Source organism: Streptomonospora halophila, from assembly GCF_039542725.1.
Taxonomy (GTDB): Bacteria; Actinomycetota; Actinomycetes; order Streptosporangiales; family Streptosporangiaceae; genus Streptomonospora; species Streptomonospora halophila.
In genome coordinates this window covers 1-25,333 of sequence record NZ_BAABIK010000006.1, presented here as the reverse complement: position 1 = coordinate 25,333, position 25,333 = coordinate 1, and the positions used below count along the sequence as shown (strand labels likewise).

19 protein-coding genes are annotated in these 25,333 nt (G+C 66.8%); 7 read left to right on the top strand and 12 right to left on the bottom strand.

Annotated features, from left to right (window positions below; genetic code table 11):
* Positions 1-3: 3 nt before the first annotated feature.
* The gene (locus tag ABEA15_RS06895) at positions 4-213 is read right to left on the bottom strand and encodes a hypothetical protein (protein ID WP_345555923.1); all 210 of its coding nucleotides are present in this window, start codon (positions 211-213) and stop codon (positions 4-6) included.
* Between the two features lie 66 nt (positions 214-279).
* On the opposite strand from ABEA15_RS06895, the gene ABEA15_RS06890 reads away from it, so the two are divergent.
* Positions 280-936 carry a DUF998 domain-containing protein gene (locus tag ABEA15_RS06890; RefSeq protein WP_345555921.1) on the top strand — a complete coding sequence of 219 codons (657 nt, stop codon included), beginning with the start codon at positions 280-282 and terminating at the stop codon, positions 934-936.
* A 486-nt stretch (positions 937-1,422) separates the two neighbouring features.
* Here the strand turns inward: ABEA15_RS06890 and ABEA15_RS06885 are convergent, their stop codons facing one another.
* Positions 1,423-1,788: a hypothetical protein gene (locus ABEA15_RS06885; RefSeq protein ID WP_344141134.1), complete on the bottom strand. Its 366-nt coding sequence runs from the start codon at positions 1,786-1,788 to the stop codon at positions 1,423-1,425.
* Positions 1,789-2,196: 408 nt separating this feature from the next.
* On the opposite strand from ABEA15_RS06885, the gene ABEA15_RS06880 reads away from it, so the two are divergent.
* On the top strand, positions 2,197-3,069 hold the full coding sequence (locus ABEA15_RS06880) for a S1 family peptidase (protein WP_345555920.1): 873 nt from the start codon (positions 2,197-2,199) through the stop codon (positions 3,067-3,069).
* A gap of 513 nt (positions 3,070-3,582) precedes the next feature.
* On the opposite strand, the gene ABEA15_RS06875 is transcribed toward ABEA15_RS06880, so the two are convergent.
* The 5 genes from ABEA15_RS06875 to ABEA15_RS06850 all read right to left on the bottom strand — a co-directional run bounded on the left by ABEA15_RS06875 (position 3,583) and on the right by ABEA15_RS06850 (position 10,007).
* Entirely contained in the window at positions 3,583-4,425 is an 843-nt protein-coding gene (locus ABEA15_RS06875) for a DUF1963 domain-containing protein (RefSeq protein WP_345555919.1), read from the bottom strand.
* Between the two features lie 469 nt (positions 4,426-4,894).
* Positions 4,895-6,685, bottom strand: coding sequence for a P-loop NTPase fold protein (locus ABEA15_RS06865; protein ID WP_345555918.1), 1,791 nt, complete (start codon positions 6,683-6,685; stop codon positions 4,895-4,897).
* 500 nt (positions 6,686-7,185) lie between these two features.
* Positions 7,186-7,572 (bottom strand): hypothetical protein, encoded by a 387-nt coding sequence (locus tag ABEA15_RS06860; protein WP_345555917.1) that lies wholly within the window; start codon positions 7,570-7,572, stop codon positions 7,186-7,188.
* Between the two features lie 250 nt (positions 7,573-7,822).
* Positions 7,823-8,137, bottom strand: coding sequence for a transposase (locus tag ABEA15_RS06855; RefSeq protein ID WP_345555916.1), 315 nt, complete (start codon positions 8,135-8,137; stop codon positions 7,823-7,825).
* Positions 8,138-8,282: 145 nt separating this feature from the next.
* Positions 8,283-10,007, bottom strand: a complete 1,725-nt coding sequence (locus ABEA15_RS06850) for a serine/threonine-protein kinase (protein WP_345555915.1) — start codon at positions 10,005-10,007, stop codon at positions 8,283-8,285.
* A gap of 366 nt (positions 10,008-10,373) precedes the next feature.
* Between ABEA15_RS06850 and ABEA15_RS06845 the strand changes: the two genes are divergently transcribed.
* Positions 10,374-10,685, top strand: a complete 312-nt coding sequence (locus ABEA15_RS06845; protein WP_345555914.1) for a hypothetical protein — start codon at positions 10,374-10,376, stop codon at positions 10,683-10,685.
* A gap of 1,249 nt (positions 10,686-11,934) precedes the next feature.
* Here the strand turns inward: ABEA15_RS06845 and ABEA15_RS06840 are convergent.
* The 3 genes from ABEA15_RS06840 to ABEA15_RS06830 all read right to left on the bottom strand — a co-directional run bounded on the left by ABEA15_RS06840 (position 11,935) and on the right by ABEA15_RS06830 (position 13,576).
* Positions 11,935-12,375: a hypothetical protein gene (locus ABEA15_RS06840; protein ID WP_345555913.1), complete on the bottom strand. Its 441-nt coding sequence runs from the start codon at positions 12,373-12,375 to the stop codon at positions 11,935-11,937.
* Entirely contained in the window at positions 12,372-12,755 is a 384-nt protein-coding gene (locus tag ABEA15_RS06835; protein ID WP_345555912.1) for a hypothetical protein, read from the bottom strand. The genes ABEA15_RS06840 and ABEA15_RS06835 overlap by 4 nt, the downstream gene beginning before the upstream one ends.
* Positions 12,756-12,946: 191 nt before the next feature.
* Positions 12,947-13,576: a hypothetical protein gene (locus tag ABEA15_RS06830; RefSeq protein ID WP_345555911.1), complete on the bottom strand. Its 630-nt coding sequence runs from the start codon at positions 13,574-13,576 to the stop codon at positions 12,947-12,949.
* Positions 13,577-13,952: 376 nt separating this feature from the next.
* Here ABEA15_RS06830 and ABEA15_RS06825 point away from each other — a divergent pair, with 376 nt between their 5' ends.
* Positions 13,953-17,498, top strand: coding sequence for an nSTAND1 domain-containing NTPase (locus tag ABEA15_RS06825; RefSeq protein WP_345555910.1), 3,546 nt, complete (start codon positions 13,953-13,955; stop codon positions 17,496-17,498).
* On the opposite strand, the gene ABEA15_RS06820 is transcribed toward ABEA15_RS06825, so the two are convergent.
* Complete coding sequence (locus ABEA15_RS06820) at positions 17,492-17,773, bottom strand: NIPSNAP family protein (protein ID WP_345555909.1); 282 nt, start codon at positions 17,771-17,773, stop codon at positions 17,492-17,494. The two genes, ABEA15_RS06825 and ABEA15_RS06820, sit on opposite strands and share 7 nt — an antisense overlap.
* Positions 17,774-18,351: 578 nt before the next feature.
* Between ABEA15_RS06820 and ABEA15_RS06815 the strand changes: the two genes are divergently transcribed.
* From ABEA15_RS06815 to ABEA15_RS06805, 3 genes are all read left to right on the top strand, one after another.
* Positions 18,352-18,747 carry a restriction system modified-DNA reader domain-containing protein gene (locus tag ABEA15_RS06815; RefSeq protein ID WP_345555908.1) on the top strand — a complete coding sequence of 132 codons (396 nt, stop codon included), beginning with the start codon at positions 18,352-18,354 and terminating at the stop codon, positions 18,745-18,747.
* Between the two features lie 844 nt (positions 18,748-19,591).
* Positions 19,592-19,906: a CU044_2847 family protein gene (locus ABEA15_RS06810; RefSeq protein ID WP_345555907.1), complete on the top strand. Its 315-nt coding sequence runs from the start codon at positions 19,592-19,594 to the stop codon at positions 19,904-19,906.
* 13 nt (positions 19,907-19,919) lie between these two features.
* Positions 19,920-23,906, top strand: coding sequence for a trypsin-like peptidase domain-containing protein (locus ABEA15_RS06805; RefSeq protein WP_345555906.1), 3,987 nt, complete (start codon positions 19,920-19,922; stop codon positions 23,904-23,906).
* A gap of 225 nt (positions 23,907-24,131) precedes the next feature.
* On the opposite strand, the gene ABEA15_RS06800 is transcribed toward ABEA15_RS06805, so the two are convergent.
* Positions 24,132-24,761 carry a hypothetical protein gene (locus ABEA15_RS06800; RefSeq protein WP_345555905.1) on the bottom strand — a complete coding sequence of 210 codons (630 nt, stop codon included), beginning with the start codon at positions 24,759-24,761 and terminating at the stop codon, positions 24,132-24,134.
* Positions 24,762-25,333: the final 572 nt, after the last annotated feature.

Genomic DNA, 25,333 nt, shown 5'->3' with positions numbered 1-25,333 from the left:
TCCTCACTTCCCGTGCTTGGTGTGGGCGGACTGGCGCGACATGCCCAGCGCATCGCCGATCTGTTCCCACGACCACCCCTGCCGGCGGGCGTGGCCGGTGGCCGCGGCTTCCACCTGCTCGGCCAATCTGTGCAGCGCGCCCGCCGCCCGCAGGCCAAGGGCCGGGTCGTGTGCTTCGACGCGCTGGGTCAGGTCCTCACTGTCGTGTTCCATGTCTGTCAGATTAGTTTGACAAGCAAGCGGTGTCAAAAGAAACTTACAGACATGAATCGTAGAGGCATGACGACGACTGTTCTGCTGCGGTCAGGGATCTTCGCGGGTCCCCTGTTCGTGGCCGTCTTCCTGGTCGAAGGCTTCCGGCGCCCCGACTACGACCCGCTGCGCCATCCCGTCAGCTCGCTTGCGCTGGGCGAGGCGGGCTGGGTCCAGACCGCGGACTTCCTCCTCGCCGGATCGCTGACGGTGGCATTCGCGCTTGGAGCCCATCGCGCGCTTCGCCGACACGAAACGAAGACCTGGGGCCCGTCGCTGATCGCGATCTGGGGGGCGGGTCTGCTCGGGGCCGGTGCCTTCCTCACCGACCCGGTCGGCGGCTATCCACCGGGCACTCCGACCGTCCCCGTGCACGCCAGCACGCATGGCACCCTGCACGATCTTCTCTCACTGATCGGATTCGCAGCCCTGGTGGCGGCGTGCGCCGCGTTCGCCCGGTGGTTCCTACGCCGGCACCGGCGGGCGTGGGCCGCCTACTCGGCCGCGACCGGCGCCGCCTTCGTCATCTTCGTCCTCCTGGCCACCGGTGGACTCGCCCAGACCGAACCGCTCGCCGCCGTCGGCGGACTGTTGCAACGAACCGCGGTCGTGATCGGTTGGGCGTGGACCACCGCGCTGGCCGTCCACCTGCTGCGACGCACGCACGACGACGCGGGCGGCTGATGGGGCAAGCAGCGCGGGGAAACTGAGATCGGCGCGGATGCCGGATGGTTTTGCGGAGTTCAACGGCCACCGCCGAGGGCTTCGTTGTCTTCGCAGAGACCGAACCAGGCGGTGGCCGTCGGTGTGTCCGGAGGCTCCCTCAGGTCAAGGGCTTGCCGATCGAATGACTACGACAAGACGGTCAGCGCCCAGGAAATCCGGACCTGGAACCGGGAGCATCAGCAGGCGGGAATATTCGCGTAGGAGGCGTAGTGTCCGCTGTAAGTGTAAGCGTCACCCCCCGCGGCGATAACAGAGCCCTCGGGTCGCTCTGGTGATTTCAACGGCCACCGCCGAGGGAATCGTTGTCTTCGCAAAGACCGGAATCAGGCGGTGGCCGTCGGTGTGTCCGGAGAATCCCGCAAATCAGGGGCCTGCCGATCGGGTGGCCCCGCCACGGCGTTCAGGGCTCAGGGCTCTGGCGCCCCGGACCTGCAACCGGGAGCATCAGCAGGCGGGAATCCCCGGATAGGAGAGGTAGTGTCCGCTGTAAGTGTAAGCGTCACCCCCCGCGGTGCGGTACCAGTAGTTGCCGTAGCTGTTTTGGAGTCGGCACTGAATGTAGATGTGGGTGCCGGCCTGTACAGTGCCGATCTTGTGGCTGCTTCCATAGGGCCGGGTGCGATAGGGAGCATCGTACGCCGCCACGATCTTGATGCTCGCCGCCTGCGCTTCCTCCGCGCCGACTGCGGCCGGACTCGACTGTTCTTCCTCCGAAGGGGATACCGAGGCTGACGCCGAAGCCGCCGAAAGTGACAGTGCAGCAGCGAACGAAGCGATGAGCACGGACGACTTCAGAAATCCACTTTTCACAAGGCGCTCCCAAGAGAGTAGTCGTGACCACCGCGCTTTGACGTCGACTCCGCGGCGAGCCTTTCCCGATCGGGGATCGAAATACAACCAAGGCGGCCCCCGGGGCGTCAAGTGCGTAAAACGGCGCCATCTGAGAAGTGAGATTCGCGAATGATTATTCACGTCCTTGGGTGGGGAAAGTGTGGAGGGTATGGCGAGCGCCGCGTTTGCGCAGGTAGGTGGCACAGGGGTTGTGATGCAGAATTTCTGCACCGGATGCGCCGAATGACAGTGCAAGAAGAAACTCGCGCTCCCCGCTGACGGTTCCCTAACGTGTCCCGAGGTATTCCGGCGGATATCAACGCCGGAGGCGCGGTAGGAAACGGAGCGGCAGTGCGAACGGCGACAACTCAATCGAACGGAACGGGTGTGCGCGGATGGACGCGCGCGCTGACTGGTGCGGCGCTGGCCGCGGCCGTCTCCCTCGGCGCGCTGACCCAGGCCGGGGCGGCGCAAGCCGACGAAACGGCTGAGCCCCCCACCCCCAAGATCATCGGAGGGCAGCCCGCCGACCAGCCTTACCCCTTCGTCGGCTCCCTGCAGTACGAGCGGGACGGCAACCCCGACCACCACGGCTGCGGCGCGGCGCTCGTCGACGAGCGGTGGATGGTCACCGCCGCCCACTGCGTGGTGACCGAAGGAGAGGGCTCCGACCCCTACAAGCTGCGCGACCCGGACATCTTCCACGTCCGGCTGGGCTCCAACGACCGGACCGCCGGCGGGACCGTCGTCAAGCTCGACGACATCGTGGTCCACCCGGACTACGTCTACTACACCGACCATGAAGAAGGCCGAGACATCGCGCTGCTCAAGCTCGACTCTCCGGTGGATGTCGAGCCCGTCAGGCTGGAGCGCCGCATCCCCCGTCCCGGTACCGAAGTGCGCCAGGTCGGGTGGGGCTACACGTCCAACGACGACACCGACGACCCGGCGAACCTGCCCGAGGAATTGCAGCAGCTCGACACCACCCTGCTCTCGCCCTCGGACCGCCGGTGCCAGGTGGACGAGAACGGCGACGGCTCCTGGGGCGTCCGCAAGGGCGACGTCTGCACCGACAACCCGGACGGCGTCCGCGGCCCCTGCTACGGAGACTCCGGCTCGCCTCTGCTGCGCCGGGTCTACGGCGAGTGGCGGGTCGTCGGGGTGAACAGCCGCGGTGTCGGCGCCGAGTGCGGTGCGCTGCCCGACGTCTACACCAGCATCGGCGCCCACGACCGGTGGATCACCCGGGTCGTCCGCTGACCTGAGCCCGGGTGCGGGCGCGCGGCCGGACTGTTCACCCGCGCACCCGCACCCGCCCCACTCGCTCCACCCCGCCGAGACGCTGGCCCGGGCCTGTTCGCGGGTCGGATGGGCTGGGGAGTTCTGGAACCGGGCGCGTGGCGCTGGGTCTGCGCACCGCCGAAGCGCGGCGGTTGCGGCCGTCGCGGCGGTTCCACCGGATCCTGGACGAGGAGTTCCGGTGTAGTGCGGAGCCGCCGCCCGACGCGGAGGGCGGTGGGCGGCGACCCGCAGGCGGGTGCGGGCGACGGTTCCGCGAGGCGTGGCCGGCCGTGGGGGCCTTCGCCACCGGGCCTCGCTGGGCTGCTGCTCGATCGCCGCAGGTGGCCGAGGAGGCCGCGGCGCGCCTGCGGCGGGCGAGCCACCGGCGGTGGCGCCGGCGGCTCGGCGGAGGGCGCCTCCACCTCACCACCGCCACCTCCTCAACAGGGCATCGAGCGGTGACGGCGGGAAGAACCCGGCGGCGCCCGACGCTCAGAGGCCGATCTGGTCGGAAGACTCGTTGTGGTCGCTCAGCTGTCCCACCCGGTCGTAGCGGAACTCCGCCATGTCCTGGCGAGACATCACCCAGTACGTGCGGATGTCCTCGCCTTCGGGCGACAGGCTCGCCCCCCATTCGGCGATCAGGCACCAATCGCGTCGCCCGAGCACCTCTGCCTTGTCGTAGATAAGGCAGGGGTCGTCCTGGACGTTGGCCGGGTATCCGCCCATCTTCAGCACCTTCGGGCCTTGCACCGACCTTCTGGTGTTCCGCCTGTTGGCCCGATTGGCACTGGCCAACTGCCGTTCGTAGGGAGAGAACAAGCCGTTCAGCTCATCGTCGAGGAGGAGCACGGCGTGGTCGGCGTCGGGCAGGCTCCAGTAGGCGCTGCACCGGAGGGGGAACGGGGCACGGAAGTGATCCGGCTCCTCTGGCGACTCGTCGAGCGTCCACTCCCGCACCGGTGTGTCCGCGCCGACGTGCAGCATCGCGCGCGGGGAGGTCGACAGGTCGCGTTCCATGGCGGAATCCGCATCCCTGGTGGCGAAGAGGAGCAGCGAGCCTTCACCGGGCAGCGCCAACCCCGGTGGGCTGGGCGGGAGGGCACTGCAGTCGACCGAGGCGATGTAGTGCGGATAGTCGCCCAGGTCGACATCGAGCGGAACGCGCGGATGCCCGCCGTACCACCCCGCCGGGCGCTCTCCCGCCTGCAGGTCGGCGTCGTCCATCGGGGTGAACACCAGTTGGGGAAGAGCCAACCCGAGCCACCGGTCGGCGACGGTCTCGGGAACTCCGGATTCGAGTAGGTGAGGCTTGAGTGACTGGAGATCGTCCATGGCCGGTCAAGCTACACCGCCACAACGTCAATCCGCGCTGGCGCAGGTTCCGGCCGTGATCACCGCCACCGGCCGACGCCTATCGCGCGGCATCTGACGGATCCAGGCCGAAATCCGGAAAGAAACCGCGCAATGGATGCTCGGGGTGCCGACGGGGCCGGGGCGGGCCTCGTTGCCCAGTAGTACTTCGTTGAGTTCCTGCATTCCGTGTGTTGATCCAGGACGATCACAGGCATGGATCCGGCCGCCGTCGACGCGCGCTGCGAGGAGCTCGACGCGTTCTGCGCCGAGGCCTTCGCCTCGATTCCCCACCACGGTACCCACGCCTGGGGCGACTGCTACCTGCGCGGACTCGTACTCGACGGCCGCCGCAGGTCCACCAGCCGATGGCCGATCGCCTGCCCGACGGCAGCATGCTGTTGCGCCCCGATTCTGTGCAGGCTTTGGACACGTACCCCGTTTGCGCACATTATGTGCCACTCAAAACCTTATCAGAAATTCGGCGAAATTCATACGGACTTGACGTAATAAGAAGGGCGCCCATCGCAGTAGCCTTCTTTTGTCGATTGGACGTAACTCCGCTTGTGTAGAAGATCACCGGAGTGTCCGTTAACCCGGCCCGATGAAATCGTTCCAAGTCCTTGAATCCTGCTTCCTGGTCGCCGTTCCGGGTAACGTCAGATATAATGAGGTCCCATTTTCTGTCAGCGAGACACTGCATTGCCTCGTCTCCATTCATCGCGATTACGACCCGAGCCCCCGACTGTCGCAGGGACGCAGTGAGCGAGCTGTTATTCGTCGGGGCGTCGTCGATCCATAGGACTGATTTTCTGCTGTACGGAACTGAAGAACTGGACTCGAAGGGTGAGATGCCAAGGGTTTCATCCGCGGCGTCGCTCATATCTTCTGCGGGTGCGGTCACCCTCTCCGGCGGCCTGCTGAGGACCTGGCGAAGCAGGAGCGACCCCGCACCGCTCTCCCATAGTTGTTCGGTCAGCGCAACGAACGCCCGATCGTAGGCGAGCGTCGCAAACGACGACGGCAGCCGCAGCTCCAATTTTCCGAACAGGTCCCCTGGATCCTCGCCTTCGTTTCGGTATGGAGGGGAGACATCGTGGTCTACATAGAACGAATCGACCTCCTCGTCCTCGACCGATCCGTCCTCCGGCCCGAGCGCGCTCCTCATCGCCTTGCGATACAGCAAGAAGTCGCGAATCAGGTTTCGCTGAGGGGCATTTCCGGCGAGATCTCGATAGAAACCGGGATAAAGATATTGGAGCAGTATGACCCGCACCATCGACTGGATCGAAGAGTCATCGACATCACGCCAGACAGGATTCAACGTACTTTCCAGCGCCAAGCCGTTGATTATCCGCTTAATCCTTCTCGGGTTCCGGTTGGCGTGGCCTACGAGCAGGTGCACGAGATCCGTCGTGAGGAGCGCAGCGATTCCCGATCTTCTTGCGCATTCCCGGACGAACCCGGCAGCCTCTTCGTCAGTGGGCAGGGGGAGGCGGTAGTTGGTCTGAAAAATCTTCTCCATGAAGGCGACCCCGCCCGGGGAGAGGCTTTCCAGGATTCCGCCTTCGGTTAACGCCGACCGGTCGCATCCGATGACGAATGCCAGGCCGGGGACGTCCAGATAGACCTTAACCGCTTCGCATACGGCGAGCACGGTTTCGGGAGGACAGCGATCGAGGTCGTCAATGAAAACCACGAGCAACCGCCTGGGAGTGTAGGGGCCGCTCTCGGACCATTCTCTGGTGAGGCTACGCAGGCTCGTCGCCATCTCGTTTCGGCTCTGCGGGCTCGCCGACAGACGATTCCACAACTGGTCGACGAGTCCAGTTACCCCAAATGCTGAGGCTGCGAACGTGGCGGCGACCCGGGCGACGCCCAGCACCGCTCGACGGTCGGCCATCTGCTGCAGTGCCCTACGAAGAAGTCTCCGGTCGAAGCGCATGAGGACAGACTTGATGATGCCCTCAAGAGCATCCGCTTGGGTGGCGGACCAAGCGTTGAACCAGACTGTGTGCACGTCCTCACGCATTGCCAACTCGGACTCGAGCATCCTCATCAGACTGCTCTTGCCCGACCCCCAGTCGGCGTCCACCGCCAGGGTCAGCGGGGTCGCTTCCCGGGAGGCGACCAGTAAACCAGCGAGCCTGAGGGCGGCTTTCCCGGTGCCAAGGGTGTCGTCCTCGGGACACGCAATCGGTTCATCATCCAGCAGCGAGAACAGGCGACGTGAATTCTCCATAGGTGCCCCACCATGCCGACATTGGACACCTACAACTGTGGCACGTCGAGGCCCGCCGTTCCTTCTGTTTCGCGAAGCTGAGGGATGGGGACCGGACCGGCACTTTACGGGCAGCGCAAAGTCGGTTTGGCCTGAGGTTCGTGCCGGTCAGGGAAGCCCGATGAGGTCGAGCAGGCGCGTAACCGCGTCGTAGACGATTGCCATGGGGCGACCATCGCTCGGGCCTGCGCGAACGCGGAGGGAACCGGGCGAAGAACCTCCGACGTCGGGCGAGGTTCTCGCAGCCGGCGGGGCTGTCGGCGGTCTCCCGTGCACCCTGGTGCACCCTCGCTGCGGGGCGGATGACGGGAGGGAGTCTGCACAGCGGGCGGCTGGCGCGAGGTGGTGCACCCTCGCATGCACCCTGGGCATAGGAAAAGCCCTGAGGGCGTACGAGCATGGTCCGCCGGCTACCAGGTTCCGGCTGTGCCAGTGGCGGAGAGGCGCCCGTACTGGGGCGTTCACCTCAGCGCGGAACGCGCGCGCAGGTAGCGGCAGTATCCCCAGAAGGCGGCGAATACGATGGCCACTCCGGCGTCGAAGAGCGCCGTGAACGTGCCCAGCGCCGCCAACCGGTCCATGAAAGCGAGCGTGCTGACCAGCAACAGGGCCTGGGCCACTGCGGCGACGAGGGCGAGTGGAACCGCGAATCGGGAGCGGAACAGCACCAGGACCGGCGCGGCGGCTGCGGCGAGCAGCGCGGTCGTCCAGAGCAGGCGCAGGACGATCGGGTAATCGGTGAAGTAGGCGATCCCGGAGGCACCCCACCCCTGGTCCTCGATGTAGGCGGTGTTGGGCTCGATGAGATTGAGATAGTCCCAGAGGCCGCCGCCTGCGAGCAGCAGCATCACCCCGGCGATCGGCCACAGGTGCCACGGGGCGCGGGAACGGGCACCGGATCGAGGAGTGGCGGCTTCACCGGTTGTCGGCCTCCGCTGTCCCGGCCGGTCCTTCTTCGCCGCCATGGGCGCTCCAAGCAGGTCGGGGGGAATCATTCTGCGGGAACCTACCCGAAGCGGAACCGATGCACCCGGTGCGCTTCGGATGCGTTGTGTACTCGCTCGTGCCACCGCGACCGGGATCGAGTCGGCGGCACATTCACGGACCAGCGAGTACATTACTTTGGAGTACGTTCTCACCGGCGAAACAGGCTGCGGCCCGCTTCAGGATCTGGTTTTCGGCTTCAAGTTGCTTGTTGCGGCGGCGCAGCTCGGCGAGTTCCTTCTTTTCCGCACTTGTGGGCCGGGCGGCCTCGCCGGCCGCTTTCTCCTCGGCGGCGGCCCGGGCCACCCAGTTCTGCAAACACGAGCAGCTGATGCCGAGGTCCTTGGCGAGCTCGGCGGTGGACTTGCTGCCCTGGCGCGCCGGCTCGACAGCGCGGCGGCGGAGCTCGGGCGAGTGTGGAGAGGGCATGGGCGACATCCTTCCTGATGATCACGCCTGCCCTCACCTCAAGTGTCCGCGCTACGCAGGGAAGCTCACCTGGCCGTGGACGGCGCGCGCCGCGGCGACTGCCCCTCAAAAGTCGAAGGCTGACAACGCGGAGAACTGAGGAGGACTATCGAGCAACGCCCGCTACGGACCCCGTGATCTTGCCGTCCGGGTTGTGAACGGAGCAGGTCAGCACGTAGTCGCCCGCGTCCCAGCTGCTCTCCGAGGGCGTGTACCACATCAGGTAATACATGGACGAGTCATAGCCGACGCCGACGTAGGACGAGAACATGTCATCCTTGCATCCCGCCTGCGCCTCCGCGCCCAAGGTCTCCGCGCCCGGCCATGCACGGTTCCCGTCGACTTCGAGGAACCCGAATACCTCGGCATCATGCGGCTCCGCGCAGTCGACGATGAAGACCACCGCCGTGCTTTCCTCACTGGGGTCGTTGAAGCAGTCGCCCACCTGGACGTTGTCGACGTCCGTGGCTACCCCGGGAGGCGCGGTGGCAACGGTCGTGCCGTCCGGTTCCCCGGCCTCGGGCTCCACAGGCGGCTCTACGGTCTCGGACTTTGGATTTCCATTACCGCCTTCGGACGCGGCGTCTCCGGCGTTCTCGGGCGCCGTGCTCTCTCCGGCGCTCTCGGACTCCGCCCCGGATGCGGCGCCGCTGTCGGCCTGCGGGTCGCTTCCACCCTCGCTGGTACCCCCACCGCCTTCGAGGGGTACCAGGATGTTGTCGAGCAGCGCGCCCATCACCGCCGCCACCATGAGGGCGCCGGCGACCAGCAAGGCGCCGATACCGATCAGCCAGGGCCTCAGCCGGCTGCCCGGCTTGCGGGCAGGGGGCTGCCCGTAGGGCGTGTCCCATGTGTTCGGGGGCATGTCCGTGGGCGGTGACATGGTCGTATGCGGGTACATGCCCGTGTTCGGGAACATCGCCGTCGTCGCCGTCACGCCCGTGGGCGCGCCGGTACCGGAAACGGCGGTCTGCGCGTCACGCATCGCCTGGCTGAGGCTGTCCGGGTTGGCGGGGGTTCCCTGGCGGCCCAGCAGTGTCATCAGGACATCCACCGCACTGGGCCGCGCTTCGGGGTCCTTGCTCAGCGCCCTCCGCACCAACGGGCGCACCTCGTCCGGTACCGCGCTCAGGTCCGGCTCCACGTGCAGCACGTTGTGCAGCACGTTGGCCACCGTGTCCGCGTTGAACGGCGAAGCGCCCGTCGCCGCGAACACCAGAACGCCGCCCCAGGCGAACACGTCCGAAGCGGCAGTCGCCTGCCCGCTCGCGATCTGCTCGGGCGCCATGAACGCCGGTGTTCCGATCGGGGAGTTGGTGAGGGTGGCAGAGGCTTCCGTGTTCTGGGCGATCCCGAAGTCGATCACCCGTGCGCCACCGTCTCCGAAGAGGACATTGCCGGGTTTGAAGTCGCGGTGCACGATGCCGGCCTCGTGGATCGCGACGAGCGCCGTGCCGGTGGCGACGGCGAGGCGGCCGAGGTCTCCGCCTGACATGGGCCCGTCCTGGCGAATGCGCTGAGACAGCGACCGGCCTTCGACGTATTCACTGACAATGTAGGGCGATTCCGCCTCGAAGTCGGCCGCCAGCACGGTCGCTGTACAGAAGGAGGCGACCTGCCGCGCCGCCTCGGCCTCGCGGACGAACCGCTGCCGAATCCGGGGGTCCTCCAGCCCCGCGGCACTGAGGCACTTGATGGCGACGAGAGACCCGCCCTGCGCCTGTTCCGCGAGATACACCGTCCCCTGACCTCCCGCGCCGAGGCGACCGATCAGGCGGAGTCCTCCAATCTCGGTCGGGTCGTCGTCCTTCAGGGAGAGGGGGCTAGGCATGTGAGTGCTCTCCAGAGGGTCCATCGCTGGGAATTGCCCAAAGATCGACCATTTCGGTCGCTACAGGGATCTGACGCTACCCCGTGCCTAGCGGTTCGTGCGACAGGTGGAAAATTCCGTGACGGCCGGGTGGCAGGTGGGTCGGCAGCCGACGACCGCCGACCCCGAGCACTTCCCAAAACCGAACCGAATTCGGCCGATGAAGGTCTTGCCCTGAAGACCGGCGTGCGTTCGGCCTACCGATCACCACCTTCACCGAATGGGCCCGGCGGCATCTCTCGCCGCGGGGTGCGGGCCATTGAGGTGAGCCCAGCGAATTCGGTTCCAGGAACCGACGAAGTAGGCAGAAGCGACAGACGGGCAGGAGTGTCCGGCAAGGGCACCGACGTGCTCGCCGAGCAGGCGCCCGAACTGGACCGGATGCTGGAGCAGGCGCACCGGGAGGACACCTCTCACCTCGTGCTGCACGGCACCGTCGTCCCCACTGACCGCTGCGCCGAGAAGACGACCAGCGTCAAAGGCGAGCGGATCGACCTCCGGTACTCCGGAAAAGCCCACGTGCACGGCGCCAACCTGCAAGGGCTGATGGTGTTGCGCCCCGGGTTCTGTGCAGGCTTTGATCCCAGGAAAAATACAGAGTATGGCAGCACCGAGGAAGTACAGCGATTAGCTTCGTGAGCGGGCGGCGCGGTTGCGGAGGGAATCGGGCGAAGAATCGCCGAGGTTCTCGAAGGTTCTCCGGGCTGGCGGTGTTGCCGGTGCCCGGGGGTGTGTGTAGGGCCGTCCGATGGCGTTCGGGGGCGTCGGCGGGGATCCGTGCGTGGCGGGGAGGTGGGTGGGTCGGCCGGTAGCTGGGGTGTCGGCGCGGCCCGTTGTGTGGCGGGTTTCGGAACCGGAAGCTCTCATGGATTCCCGGGGGAGGTTCCGAAGTAGGTTCCTTCCTGAGTGGGTGATTATGTCTGTTCTCATTGCACTGCGCGGCGGGGATCGTTTGGGCGTTTCGCCTGCTCGGGCGCTGTGGCGGTCGCCGTCAGCGGCTACCGAGGATCGCAACAACCAGCACGACGACTATGCCCAGAGCAATATGGGTGCCATCGCCAGTAGCCCCCCTCAGCAATCCGAGGGTTCTCGGGGCCGGCGTGGTCTTCCCGTGCACCCTGTTGCACCCCCGGTGGGGACGGATGACGGGGTGGAGTCTGCACAGCGGGGGCCGCGGGGAGGTGGTGCACCCTCGCGTGTACCCTGGGCGCAAAAACAGCCCTGTCTGTTCGATTTGATATCGCAGGTCAGGGCTATTTTTCGTACAGAGCGGATGACGGGAATCGGAGGGCCCAGCGGCAATTCGCTGACGTGCGATTATTCGAGTGTCCCCAGGCTGTGGGCGAGGTGCGGTCCGGGTTGCGTGCGGTTGCGCCTGGATGGGTGACAAGGCGTGCACCCTGGTGGTGCACGACCTTTCCCGACCTCGTGCACCCTCGTGGTGCACCAGCGGCCGGATTGTCCTCCGGCCCGCGGCGGATGTCCGTCGGATAGCCAGCCATGAGTCGCCGGCCGCCAGTAGCCTGAAGCGTCGGCGCCTTTGGCTCGGCGGCCGATGCCTGTCTTCGGAATCGGAAGCTCTCATGGATTCCCGGGGAGGTTCCGAAGTAGGTTCGCGCCTGAGTGGGATGATGTCCGGTCTCGTTGCGCAGCGCAACGCAGCTTGCATGATCGTTTCGCCTGTTCAGGCGCGGTGGCGGTCGCCGTCAGCGGCGACCGAGGATCGCAACCGATGCCGGGGGAGTTCCTAACCGGTCTATCAGCCACCCTCGCCCCGCCGGCGCAGACGCCCCAGGGGCGCGTTCTTGATCGAGCGTTCAGACAGGTCGGTCTCGCGCTATGAGCGAGTGTGGCGCTTGTATCCGTGGGCGGGGCCGGAGACGTGGGCTCAGCTCGGGAACGGGCCAGGATCGCCAACGCCCGCGAGCGCGGCGATCATCCGCTCAAGTCCCCAGTTCGGGTCCACTAGGCGGAGGCTCTTGTAGCCGTCTACCTCGACAGGGGGAAGGTCTCCAGCGGGAACGAAGGGGTCGCTGCCTTCCTGCCTTTGCTGAAGCACGGACGTGAGGTCGTCCCTGAAGGCGTTGTGGTCCCCTTGCGGGAAGGCGACGACGATGTCGCGCGGTTCTTCGAAGCGAAAGTCCCCCACGTGGCGCCACTCGCGCTCCCACCAGAACTCTTTGCGTCCACCATTGTTCATCGGTCCGATCTGCTCGATGAACGGCGTGAGCCGCAGAATCTGCGACTGCAGAAGCCGGTCTGCTCGATGCTCCTGCCGCAGCGAACTCGTCGTGGCTGCCTCGTGAGCTTCGTCCCTCAAGGCGTTCACGGCCTGTGTGAGCCAGCCATGGCCAGGTGTGATGTCGATGTACAGACAGGGTTGACGCCCTTCTTGCGGGCGTAGGCCTTGGTGAAGGCAAGGCCATACCCACGTAGCTGGACTCCTCGGGTTGAGATGTCTTGGCACATCATCCAGACATACTCCAAAGGTGTCTCGGTAAAGCAGGCTACTTGCTGTGTGCGTTCGATCTCTGGCATCTCCCGCGCGAGGTCGGTGGCCATGCCGTAGACACGCCTGGCCTCGATCGTCCGGTTCGCGAGGATGTCCAACAAGTTGTCGCGCGCCGCCCCGCGGTCGTCGCGCGTGAGGTGGACCAGGAACGTCGATAGGTCCGTACGCCGGTGCAGTAGATCTTCAATTTGGGTCATGTGACAAGTATGAGGCCGAAAGCTCAGGGCCGCGCGTTCGCGACGCCGTATTCGCTCCTCCCTGCGAGTCGTCGGCCGGTAACCAATTGTACGCGGAGGGGGAACAGCAGTCGGATCTGAAAGACGAGTAAGCGCGGCCACCGGAAGCATGGGCGATCACATGCAACGGTAGTCGCGTCCACCGCGTGGACTCACTGAACCTGGCGAAGATCGTAGCGAACTCCTAGTTCCGGCGTGAGCGGATGCCACACGAACGCCTCGCCGAACTTACCCAACACATCCACACGGCCCCGGCGGCCTTCACACATCCAGTCGACAACGAACTTGAATCGGACCTCTTCGTCGATGCACAGGTCTTCTTCGATGTCGATCCACCCGTCGACGTGGACAAGGAAGGACTCGGCCACCCCTGCCGAGAGGTCGAACTCGTAGCGGCGCGGACCATTCTCCGGGGTGATCTCCGGCGGGTCGATGGTCAAGTCCGCTATCCAGTATTCGTGCGGTGGTGGAAGAGCGCTATACGCGGGTGGCGGAGGTGGAGTGAAGCACTTCCGGGCCCGCCTCCGCGACACCACTCTGGGGTGCGGGGCCCCGATCACCACCTCGGCCCCTTCGCGGGGCTGCGCCACGATCTCGATCGTATCGGCACAGGTGAGGAGTTCTTCGACCTCGTCCTCGACAGCGATGAACTCACTCCACTCCACCGCCTCGGCGCACACTGCCACAGGAACCTCTGGCGGACCGCTCCTGCCGACGTTGATGTTGCCGTGCACGCTCCCCACCTGGATCGCAGTATGTGGGCTCCCCGCGATCTCGTTCATTCCACCTCCCAGTAGCCCAGTCTCCGTCACGGCAGTATCCCGGAGAGTAGTTGCGTCAGGTGGAGGATCGCACGATCCGCGACCAAGGTCCCTGCGCGAAGACGGCCAGTTCACTCAAGACGAAACACTCTGCTATGGCCAGGCCGTTTCGTGCCGCATCCGAAATCCTGCATATATCGGCGTCCAATTTATGCCTGTGGGCCGCGACCGGAACCGGCCTTTACCCGCCCCTGCCCGAGGATTAAGCTGACACGTCGGATGCGCGCTGTGGTCGGGACTGGCCCTGTCGATGGAAGACGACGTCAGCGCCCATTCCGACCCTGCACGCAAACTGAATGAGCGGAGGCGCCGGGTGCAGCGTCGGCAGCGGATCGCGATGCTGCTTCAACTGTTCCTCGTACTCGCGGCCAGTCTCCTCGGTGTTGTCACCAACTACGCCACCGACGGCGACGACGCGCCGCTTCCGTTGAGTCTGCTGGAGCAGATCGCCGTTCCCGGTCTGGTCGTCCTCCTCATCGTCCTGGTGGCCGGCCATGTTGTGGCCTACGGGTTGGAGAACCCGCCCCCGCCCAAGCTCGCCTGGGATCCCACGCGCCCGCCCTATCCTGGTTTGGAGGCTTTCCGGGAGGACGAGGCGGCCGTCTACTTCGGCCGCGAGGCCCAGACCACCCAGATCGTTCGCCGCCTCCACCAATCCAGAGCGTCGGCCGAAGACCGCTTCACCGCCATCATCGGCGCTTCGGGCATCGGCAAGTCCTCCCTGCTGCACGCCGGCGTGCTGCCGCGCATCCGCGGGCAGCGCTGGAGTGTCCTTCCCGTCATCGTGCCGGGCACCGACCCGCTGGGGGCTCTTGCGCGGGCGCTCGCAGCCGAACTCGGCGAGTCGCCTGAGGCCGTTGCCCGCCGGGTGCGTCGCGCCCCCGCGGAGTTCGCCGACCTGTTCGCCAGATACCGCCACGCGTCGGGACGCCGGTTCGCGCACACCCTCGTGGTAATCGACCAGCTCGAGGAACTGGCCACCCTCACCGGAGAGGGCGACCGCCGACTGTTCCTCGATGGCTTAACGGATGCCTTGGGCAGCGACCGGCACCTGCATGTCGTGGCCACCCTTCGCGTGGAGTTCCTCGGCGACATGCTGGCCGAGGACCGCGCCGGCCTGTTCACCAGCCCGATCGCCCTGGGCGCTCTGGACCGGGCCGGACTGGCCGAAGTGATCGAACGCCCCGCCGAGGCGGCCCGACTGAAGCTCGAACCCGGACTGGTCGAGCGCATCGTCGCCGACACCGGAAGCGGCGACGCGCTACCGCTGCTGGCCTATCTCCTTCAAGAGCTGTACCTGCGCGTAGGCACAGGAAAGACGGCGACCATCGAGCACTATCGCGCCCTGGGCGGGGTCGACGGCGCCCTGTCCCGCCACGCCGACCAGGTCTCCGCGGAACTGCGCAGCAGCAGCGACATGCCCGACGTGCTGCGCACACTGCTGCTGTTCGTCACGGTCAGCAGCAGCGACGCCTCCAGGCGGCGCGTCCCGCTGGGCTCCCTCTCCGAGGAGCAGCGGCGGATCGTCGACGCCTTCATCGAAGCCCGCCTGCTCGTCTCCGACGTCAACGGCGGCGAACCGACGGCTCACGTGGCCCACGAGGCGCTGTTTCGCCAGTGGGCGCCGCTGCGCCAAGAGGTCGAGGCGCACATGGAACGGCTGCGCCAGCGTGCCGAACTCGAGCGGTGGACCGCGGACTGGCAGCGCAGCGGGCGCAGCCCGGACTACCTGCTGACCGGGGATCGGCTGGAGCTGGCCGAGCAGTGGCTCGCCGGGCTGAGGGAGGTGGGCCAGGACACCCCCGCGGTGGCCGTGTTCGTCGACGCATCCCGGCGCCGGGACCGCGGGTTCCTTTTGCGCGTCTCGCAGCAGATCGCGGAGTTCGTCCTGGCGAACGTGGAGCGCTACCCGGAGCTGGCGGTTCTGCTCTGCCTCGCGGCGTTGGGGGAGTGCGCTCCGACTCCGACGGCCCGCAGAGCGCTGCTGGCGTCGTTGGCCCACAGCCATGCGCGCGGCGTCTACAAGGGGCACACCGATACGGTGCGCAATCTCGCGTGGTCGCCCGACGGGCGCCTGCTGGCCACCGCCTCGCGCGATGGCACTGCGCGCATCTGGGACGCCGAGTCGGGCGCACTGCGAACGGAGCTGACCGGGCATCTGGGCATGGTCGAAAGCGTCTCGTGGTCGCCGGACTCCGCCCGGGTGGCGACGGCCTCACGCGACGGCACGGTGCGCCTCTGGGACGTCGAATCCGGCACCACTGTCCTGCGTTTGGCCGATGCCACCGACGTGGTGCGCGGGGTGGCGTGGAGCCCCACCGGTGCCGTGGTGGCCGGCGCATCACGCGACCGGACCGTCCGGGTCTGGGACGCCGACACAGGCAGCGTCGTGGCCCGGTTGGCCGGCCACGAGGACAACGTCCTCGGCCTGGCGTGGTCGCCGGACGGCCAGCGGTTGGCCTCGGCCTCCCACGATCAGACCGTCATCGTCTGGCGCGTCGCCACGGCCGAGCGCGAGCTGACACTGCGGGGCCATCAGGATTTCGTCGAAGGCGTGCACTGGGCCCCCGAAGGCGGCCGGATCGCGACGGCCTCGGGCGATGGCACGGTGCGGGTGTGGGACGCCGCGAGCGGACGCCGGAGTCTGCTGGTCCGCGCGCATGAGGACCGGGTGTGGAACGTCGCCTGGTCCCCGGACGGCGCGATGCTGGCTACCGCGTCGGCCGATCGCACGGCCCGGGTGTTCTCCGCCGACGACGCGCAGCAGCAGGCGGTGCTGCGCGGCCATGAGGACAACGTGTGGTGTGTGGCCTGGTCACCGGACGGCACGCGGCTGGCGACCGGATCGGAGGACCAGACGCTGCGGATCTGGGATCTGCTGCCCCGCTCGGTGGAAGAGTGGTCACTCACCCGTCACGGTGCCGCATTGACCTCGGTGGACACCGCCGACCGAGACGGCTCGCCGGCCGTGGTGGGCGGTTGTGAGACCGGAGAGCTGTGGATGGGCGGGGCGGACACCGAGGCCGAGACCGGTGTGGTCGCTGCCGCGCACGAGGGCAAGGTGCGGGCGGTCGCGCTGTCCCCTGTCGGTTCCCGGGTGGCCTCCGGAGGGACCGACCGCCGCGCGCGTCTGTGGAGCTTCGGGAGCGGGGAGCCGCGCCATGTGCTGGAGCACGAGGGCGCCATCGTCGAAGCGGTCGCGTGGTCCCCCGACAGCCGGCGCGTCGCGACAGGGGCTCAGGACCGCCTGTTGCGGATCTGGGATGCCCAGGACGGGTCGCTGCTGACGGTGCTTTCCGGCCACCAGGACTGGGTCGTGGGCCTGGCCTTCTCGCCCAGCGGGAGGATGATCGCCTCCGCTTCCGACGACCGCACAGCGCGGATCTGGGACATCGGCACCGGACGGGAGCGCGCGGTGCTGCACGGCCATGACAACTGGGTGGACTGTGTGGCGTGGGCACCCGATGAGACCCGCGTCGCCACCTCCTCCGCGGACTGGACGGTGCGCATCTGGGACGTGGCATCCGGCAAGACCGCGGCGGTGCTGCGCGGCCACGAGGGGCGGGTGCCCGCCGTGGCATGGTCGCCGGACGGCCGCCGCATCGCGACCGGGTCCTACGACCGGTCGGTGCGTGTGTGGGATGGGGGCACCGGTGAGGAACGAGAGGTTGTCGGCATGCACCGCGACCGTGTGACCAGCGTGGTCTGGACTGCTGACTCGCGTCTTGTGGTATCGGGTTCGCGTGATACGACGATTCGCGGGTGGCGGGCGGAGACGGCGACCGACGAGCTGCAGGCGTTCGCCCGCACCCGTGTGTTCCGTGCGTTGACCGAGGAGGAGCGCCGGGCGCACATGCTGGCCCTGCCCGATCGGGGTCAGTAGACCCGGGCGACCTCTTGTTTGTCGGTGGCTTCCAGGTAGTCCTTGGGGTCCAAGGACATCGCCGCTCGTTCGGGACAGTTCCAGTACTCGCGGTTGCGCTCTTCGAAGGACTGCTCGCCCTCGTAGGAGATGGTCCAGATGAACTGGTTGCGTTCGCGGTCGATCCAGGCATGGCCCAATGTGAATCCGAAGCGGAGGCGAAGCGGCACGATTTCCTCGCGCCAGCGCTGCACCCACTCGTCGAGCAGGCCTTCCCGAACGGTGTACGTCCTCAACTGGACCGTGGCTGCCACGCTGCCTCCCGGCTGAAGGTCGTTGTGTCGAGACGCATTCTCGTCGAGACCGTTCGTCGGTCTCAATGGGTGGCGATCGGTTCACACGGGCTTGCCTCGGTAGCGCGGGCACTCGGGACGAAGGCAATCGCAACTGCACAGGTGACCGCCCTTGAGCCATCGCCGACAGGCAGGACCACCAATTAACCGGCAACGCCACTGGACGAGCCGCACGTACGCTCCACCCCCGCCGCGCCACACCCCACCTTCAGCCAATGGGCTTCACAGGGCTTGCTGTTCGGCGTCGGCTCGCCGCTCGGCCGAGACCGACCGCGGGCGGCACGACCGAGAACTCCGGCCGAGTCTCGTCGTACGCACACGGCCGGTTCACGATGCTCCACTCAAACTGAACTACTGACGTCTGTAACATGCTAGAGTCTGGGGTCTCGGCGCCGCCCGCAGATTGGGTCGCGGGACGCGTGTGCTTCTGCGGTGGGCGCTTTCGTGGCACTGCTGGCAGTGATGCGCGGCGCTCTGGACTGAAGTGGCAAGGACTGGAACAGACGGTTGAGGAGACTCGCATGGCCCCGGTGATTCGCATCGACGACGAGGTGTACGCAGCCCTCCAGGACAAAGCGAAAGCATTCGAGGACACGCCGAACGACGTGATGCGCCGCTGGCTCGGACTGCAGGACGGTCCCTCGAACTCTGGGAAACACCGGCGTGGGGATTTGATGCCGCTCATCCGCAGTGGCGCCCTCAGAGCGGGATCCCAGCTCGTGTGGAAGCGCCCGCGGAAAGGGGTGGTGCACACGGCAGAGGTGACCCCCGACGGCTGTATCACGATTGGTGGCGTCGAAGGAAAGCCGTTCAAGTCGCCCTCGGGGGCCGCAAACGCGCTTTGTGGTTACCAGGTCAACGGATGGACGCAGTGGGCGCGCGCTGCCGACGGGGTATTGCTGGACAAACTGCGGTAGGGGGATGCTGGACGCGCCGCCATCCTTCCACCCCAATCAGCCACGTAGCGGGCACGCCGCGCTCTGGCAAGTCCGGAAACGACGAAGGCCAGGTCTCCGGGAAACCCCGTCTGACCTGGCTTTTGTCCGTTTTGGAGCGGATGACGGGAATCGAAGGCTGCAGGGGGAGTGCGCTTACCTGCAAGAATGCGAGTATCCCCAGGCTGTGGGCGAGGTGCGGGCCGGGTTCTGCGCGGTTGCACCGGGATGCGTGACAAGGCGTGCACCCTGGTGGTGCACCACCTTCACCGACCTCGTGCACCCTCGGGGGTGCACCAGTGCCCCGATTGTCTTCCGGCCCGCGGCCGATGTCCGATGGCGTAGCCAGCGATTAGTCGCCGGCCGCCAGTAGTCTGAAGCGTCGGCGCCGCTGGCTCGGCGACGGCCTTCGGAACCGGAAGCTCTCACAGATTTCCGGGGAGGTTCCGAAGTAGGTTCCGGCCTGAGTGGGTGATGATGTCCGGTCTCTCACGCCGGGTCCACAGCCGCTTTGTCCGGAGCCAGTATTGCGCGTCGCCGACACGTCGTGAGCGGCGGTCGAGGATCACGATTCCGGTGAGACGTGCCGAAGCGCGTCACCTTCCTCATGCCAGCGTCCTGAACGTCATGCAAACCTGGCAGTTATCGGCCAGCCGGAGATCCCGTTATCGCTACGGTGTTCGTGGCACTGGCGATTATCGTGAACAAGGTCTTACCGCCAAGATCCCTCCGGTTCAGGGCAAATGAGTCCGCGTTGCACAGTGACCGGCGGACCTACACACAGGCACGCGGCGGCACAAGGCGGACACGATCGGAGGGATACTGCGTGGAATCCCACGTCACCAGCTATCACTTGGAGGACGGGACGACCGTCCGTTTTGAGGCGGCTGCCGTCGAAGGGTTCGCCCCCGCCGGTCCGGGCCAGATCGCCGGGAGCGTGCGCGAGGCCGTTGAGCCCGCAGTCCGTGCGGCCAAGGAGGTCCTGACCGGGATTCGCACGATCGGACCCGACGAAGTGCAAGTCACGTTCGGCATCAAGGTCAGCGGCGATGCCAACTGGCTCGTCGCCCGCGCGAAAAGCGAGGCGAACTTCGAAGTGACCCTGCACTGGCACCCCGCCAAGACCACTGACGCCCGCTGATCGGCGACCCCGCATGCTCGACCAGGCGCCGTCGGCGTTCCCGTGGGCAGCCGCCGTCCACGCACACGAGGACGACCACGAACCGCTGGGCGCGGCACTGGTTATCGACGCCCGCCGGATCCTCACCAGCGCGCATGTCCTCGGCGGACGCACGACTGTATGGATCGCTTTCCCGGACGTGCCGGGGGCCTCGCGCCGCCAGGCCTCAGCCTCCGACGTCTGCCCTTCCCCAGTCGAAGATGTGGCCCTTCTCCACCTGGCCGACGAGTTGCCGACGGGCGCCGAACCGGCGCCGCTGGGCTATCCACGCAATAAGGATCTCGTGGGAAACGCCTGGTGGGCGTTCGGTTTTGCTAACCGCACCCCTTGGGGGAATTCCACCGGTGGCACGATCGGCGCCGCCCAGGGCTACGGCTGGGTCCGCCTCGATACGCAGACGCGGTACCAGGTAGAGCCGGGATTCAGCGGCGCCGGACTATGGTCGCCTGAACGTCAGGCCGTGGTCGGCCTGGTGAACAGCGCCAATCGCCGGGGCGACGGCCAGGCCATCACTCTGCACCAGATCGACGCGATCCTCGAAGAGGCAGAGCTCCGAGAACTCGATAACCAGCCGCTGAATGCCGCAACACACGGCGGGTGGGGCTGGAGCCTCGACGGCGACCCTGAGGCCAGTCGCCATTGGAACCCTCGTGCACGCGGAGTCACGGTCGACAGTGAACGAGGCTGGCGGTTCCGCGGCAGAACCGCGGCCCTCACTGCCATCACCGACTGGCTGACCCGCGATCCGCCCGCACGGCGCGCCCTGGTGGTGACGGGCTCGCCCGGCGCCGGCAAGTCCGCTGTCCTGAGCCGCATCGTCATCACCGCCGACGCCGCCGCACGAGCGACACTTCCCACGGACGACGACGCAGTGCGCGCCGAGCTGGGGTCGGTTGCGTGCTCGGTTCACGCCAAAGGCAAGACCGCCTTGGAGGTCGCCGCCGAGATCGCCCAGGCGGCTCATGTCGCTGCTCCGCAGTGCACAGACGATTTCCCGCGACCGATGCGTCAGGCCCTGGCCCGCCGGGACGCCTGCTTCAATGTGGTCATCGATGCGCTTGACGAGGCCTCCTCACCGGAGGAAGCGCGGCTGATCATCACCGCGATCGTGCGCCCGCTTGTCGAGACCTGCGCGGACGTCGGCGCACGCGTGGTCATGGGAACCCGGCGCAGGGACGATTCGGGTGATCTGCTGAGCGCCTTCGCAGAGTCGTACCGGAACATCGACCTCGATTCCGCGGAGTTCTCGGCTGTTGAGGATCTCGCCGACTACGCCCTGGCCACTCTGTGCTTGGTCGGCGCGGAACGCCCGGACAGCCCCTACGCGCACCCGGCGACCGCCCGACCGATCGCGGCTCGCATCGCCGCCCTGTCCGAAGGCAACTTTCTGATCGCCGGCCTGGTCGCCCACACCCACGGCCTGCACGACACCGATCCCATCGATCCCCGGAAGCTGTCATTCACCACCGATGTCGGCACGACCCTCACTCGCTACTTGGCCCGGCTTCCGCCCGTGGAACGCGCCAGCGCCGAGACTGTGTTCTCCGCATTGGCGTTCGCCGACCCCCCAGGGTGGACGGCCGGGCTGTGGAGTCGGGCGATCACGGCGCTAGGTGAGGGGAGTGTTGACGCCCGCACGCTGACCCGGTTCACTCGCTCAGCGGCTGCCAACTTCCTCGTGGCGACGAACCGCCTCAGCGGTGAGCGGACATTCCGTCTCTTCCACCAGGCGCTCAACGATGCCCTACTCGGAAAGCGCGACGAACTGGCCCCGCGGTCCGATGAGGAGGCGGCCATCACCACGGCCTTCATCCGCGCCGGACAACAACAGGGGTGGGATCAGGCTCCGGAGTACCTGCGCACCGCGCTGCCCGGCCATGCAGCGCGTGCGGGCATGGTCGGCGAACTTTTCGCAGACGATTCCTACCCGCTGCACGCCGAACTGTCGCGGCTGCTGGCCGTGGCAGACACTGCGTCGACCGGGCTGGCACGGCGCCGCACCCGATTGCTCCGGCTCACCCCGCAGGCCGCGGAGGCACCACCGGGTGCGCGGGCCGCGATGCTCAGCGTGAACGCCGCACTTGAACGGGACACCGACGGCTTCAGCGACCATCCGATGGCCCCTTACCGAGCAGCGTGGGCGGCGGCCCCTCCCCGCGGGGAGGACACTATCCTGGAACACTCCGGCGGCACCACGGCCATGTGTACCTTCACAGGCACCGACGGTGAAATCCGCCTGGTCACCGCAGGTACGAAGTCGGAAACCGTCATGGTCTGGAATCCGGCCACTGGTGCCGCCGAGCAGCAGATCGCAGGCCACACCGGTGGGGTGTTGTCCGTATCCGCATGCACCGGTCCCGACGACTACCCCCGGATTGTGACGGCGGATTTGTCTAGGGTGCGGATATGGAATCCCGTCGATGGGACGTTCACACGCTCCTTGGACGGTTACAGCGGCTGGGTGCTTTCCACCTGCACGTTCACCGGACCCGATGGCCGCCCCCGACTGGCCACGGGCAGCTTCGACGGGACTGTTGCCATCTGGGATGCCACGAGTGGCCTGCCGGAACGGCTACTGCGCGGCCACACCAAGGCTGTCAGGACAATATTTGGGATAGCCCGCTCGGCCGGTCGTACGGATCTGGTGACCGGCGGCGACGATGGTTCGGTACTCCTCTGGGACACCACCGCGGGTACCGTCCGCTGCACCCTCCAGAGGGGCGGCGGAAAACCGAGCGTGCGGCCAGTGGCGTGCCCGCTTCCGGGGATGGGTGGGACTGCGCGTGTCGCCTTAATCGCCGATGACGGGAACATCACGGTAGCCGATCTGGAGACCGGGGAATGTGTTCCCGCAGCAGGTGGGAGGCCCGTCGGCCAGGTCCTGACACTGCTCGGCCAGGTACTTCCCGGGGACCGCTCTCACCTCGTCTTGGGCAGCGCCGAGGGTGACGTTTGGATCCGTGACCTTGCCACCGGTGCCGAGCGCACACTCGGTAGTCATAGCCGCAAGGTCACCGCCTTGTGCTCCTATTCCGATAGGGACGGTCGGCACTGGATTTCTTCCTCGGGCCGAGACGAGACGATTCGCATCTGGGATTCCGGTGGGGCCGATGCGCCGGCTGACAGCAGCGCCCCTGCACAAGCCCCTACGCTGTGCACCATCACGGCGACGGGGCGCCCGCCCCGGATCGCCTCCGGCGATGGCGACCGCACGGTGCTGACCAGGAGTGCGGGTACCGGTGAGGTTGAGCGTACGCTGACCCTCGGCACCGGCCGCGTTTCGGTTGTGGGGGCCCTCACCCCCGCCGACGGTCGTCCCAGAGACACCCGCCGCGTTTCGGCCTTGTGCGCCTTCACCCCCGCCGACGGTCGGCCCAGAATCGTCATCGGGGCCACCGACGGAACGCTGCGGGTCCAGGACCTGGAACATGACCGTCCGGAATGGTCCGTGGTCGCCCACGGCGCCGGAGGGGTGGCCGCGGTGTGCTACTTCGTCGATAATGACGGTCGCCCTCGGCTCGCGACCACCGGGCACTATGAGAAGATGCGCATCTGGGATATTGCCGAGCGGACCTGTGAGCGCACGATCACCGGAGACGACACCTACCGGATCAGGTCGGTCTGCGCCTTCACCGATCCCAGCGGAGAGGTCCGACTGGCCACAGCCCACCCGCGGGCGGCCGTGCGTGTCTGGGCCTCGCGACAAAGCGCGTACCTGTTCCACGGCGGGGCGCGCTCGCTGCGGTCGATGTGCGCGTTCTCCACTCCGGAGGGGGAGGCGCGCCTGGTCACCGCTGGCGACGACTGTACGGTGCGGATCTGGGATCCGGCGACGGCTCGACAACTCTCGGCCATTCCTGTCCACCATCAGGTGCTGTCTCTTGCTTGGGCGGACGGCCGCCTGGTCGTCGGTCTAGCGTCTGGCCTGCTCGCTATCGATGTGGGGCCGCTCGCTTATTGACCCCCTTGTAGTGACCTGTATCGCGGGATTTCAGGCTGCAGGGGCAACTCGTTGGCCTTTGAAGAATACGAGTATCCCCAAGCTGTGGGCGAGCCTTGATGCGCATTCTGATCGGCTCGAAGAAGATCTTGTGGCATTTGGCCCGGGGCCGGCTTCAAGCTGGCTGGCCAACCTGGCGGGCGGTGGGGGATGCGGGCATAGTGGCTCCGGACGGGTCACGCGGATTCACCGTTCCTGGCGAAGGTTGGAGCGGACCCCGAGTTTCGGCGTGAGCGGATGCCACAGGAACGCCTCGCCGGACTCATTCAACACATCCACGCCGCCCCGGCGGCCTTCACACATCCAGTCGACAAAGAACTTGAATCGGACCTCTTTGTCGATGCGCAGGTCTTCTTCGATATCGATCCACCCGTCGACGTGCACCAGGAAGGACTCAGCCACCCCTGACGAGAGGTCGAACTCGTAGCGACGCTTACCGTTCTCTGGGGTGATCTCCGGCGGATCGGTCGTCAAATCCGCGATCCAGTATTCGTGTGGCGGTGGCAGCGCATCGTACAGGGGCGGTGCTGGTGGGGAGAAGCAGGGTCGGGCCCGCCGCCGCGACACCACCCTCGGCTGCGGGGCTCCGATCACCACCTCGGCCCCGCGACAGCGTTGCGCCACGACCTCGATCGTATCAGCGCAGGTGAGGAGTTCTTCGCCCCCGTCCTCGACGGCGATGAGTTCACTCCACTCCACCGCCTCGGCGCGCACTGCCACAGGAATTTCTGGCGGATCACTCCCGCCGACGTTGATGTTGCCGTACACGCTCCCCACCTGGATCGCAGTATGCGGGCTCCCCGCAATCTCGTTCATTCCACCTCCCAGTAACCCAGGCTCGTCACGGCAGTATCCCGGAAAGTAGGTACCTCAGGCGGAGGATCGCACGATCCGTGACCGAGGTCCCCTGCGCGAAGAAAGCCAGTTCCCTCGAGACGAAACTTCCCATGACCAGGCCGGTTCGTGCCGCATCCGAATACCGCACATATCGGCGCCCAGTGGCTCGCGCATCGGGGCGTGCTGGGCAGCCTCGACGTAAACCTCGAACAGCGTCTCCTGGATGAGGTTGGCGACGTCGACCACTTCCTCGGCGGATAAGGCCGTCGTGCAGGGTCCAGTTCCCCGGCATCCGAGCCTCGCGCAGGCCGTCGACCATGCTGACCTCGACCGCTCCTTGAGCATGTCGAGCTTGGCTGCAGGGTTGCCCTTGGTCGCGCTCGCAGCCGGACGGGCTGGGCGCCGCTACTGCAGCCGCGCGTTCAGGTGAGGCCGTTCGTCTCTCGGTGTCACGATTCCGCCGTGAAGTGTCGGCGATGGCCTCTACATTGGCTTGTCTAGATCGTTGATGGGAAATCGGTGACCGTAGCGAGGACATGACGAAGGGCGCC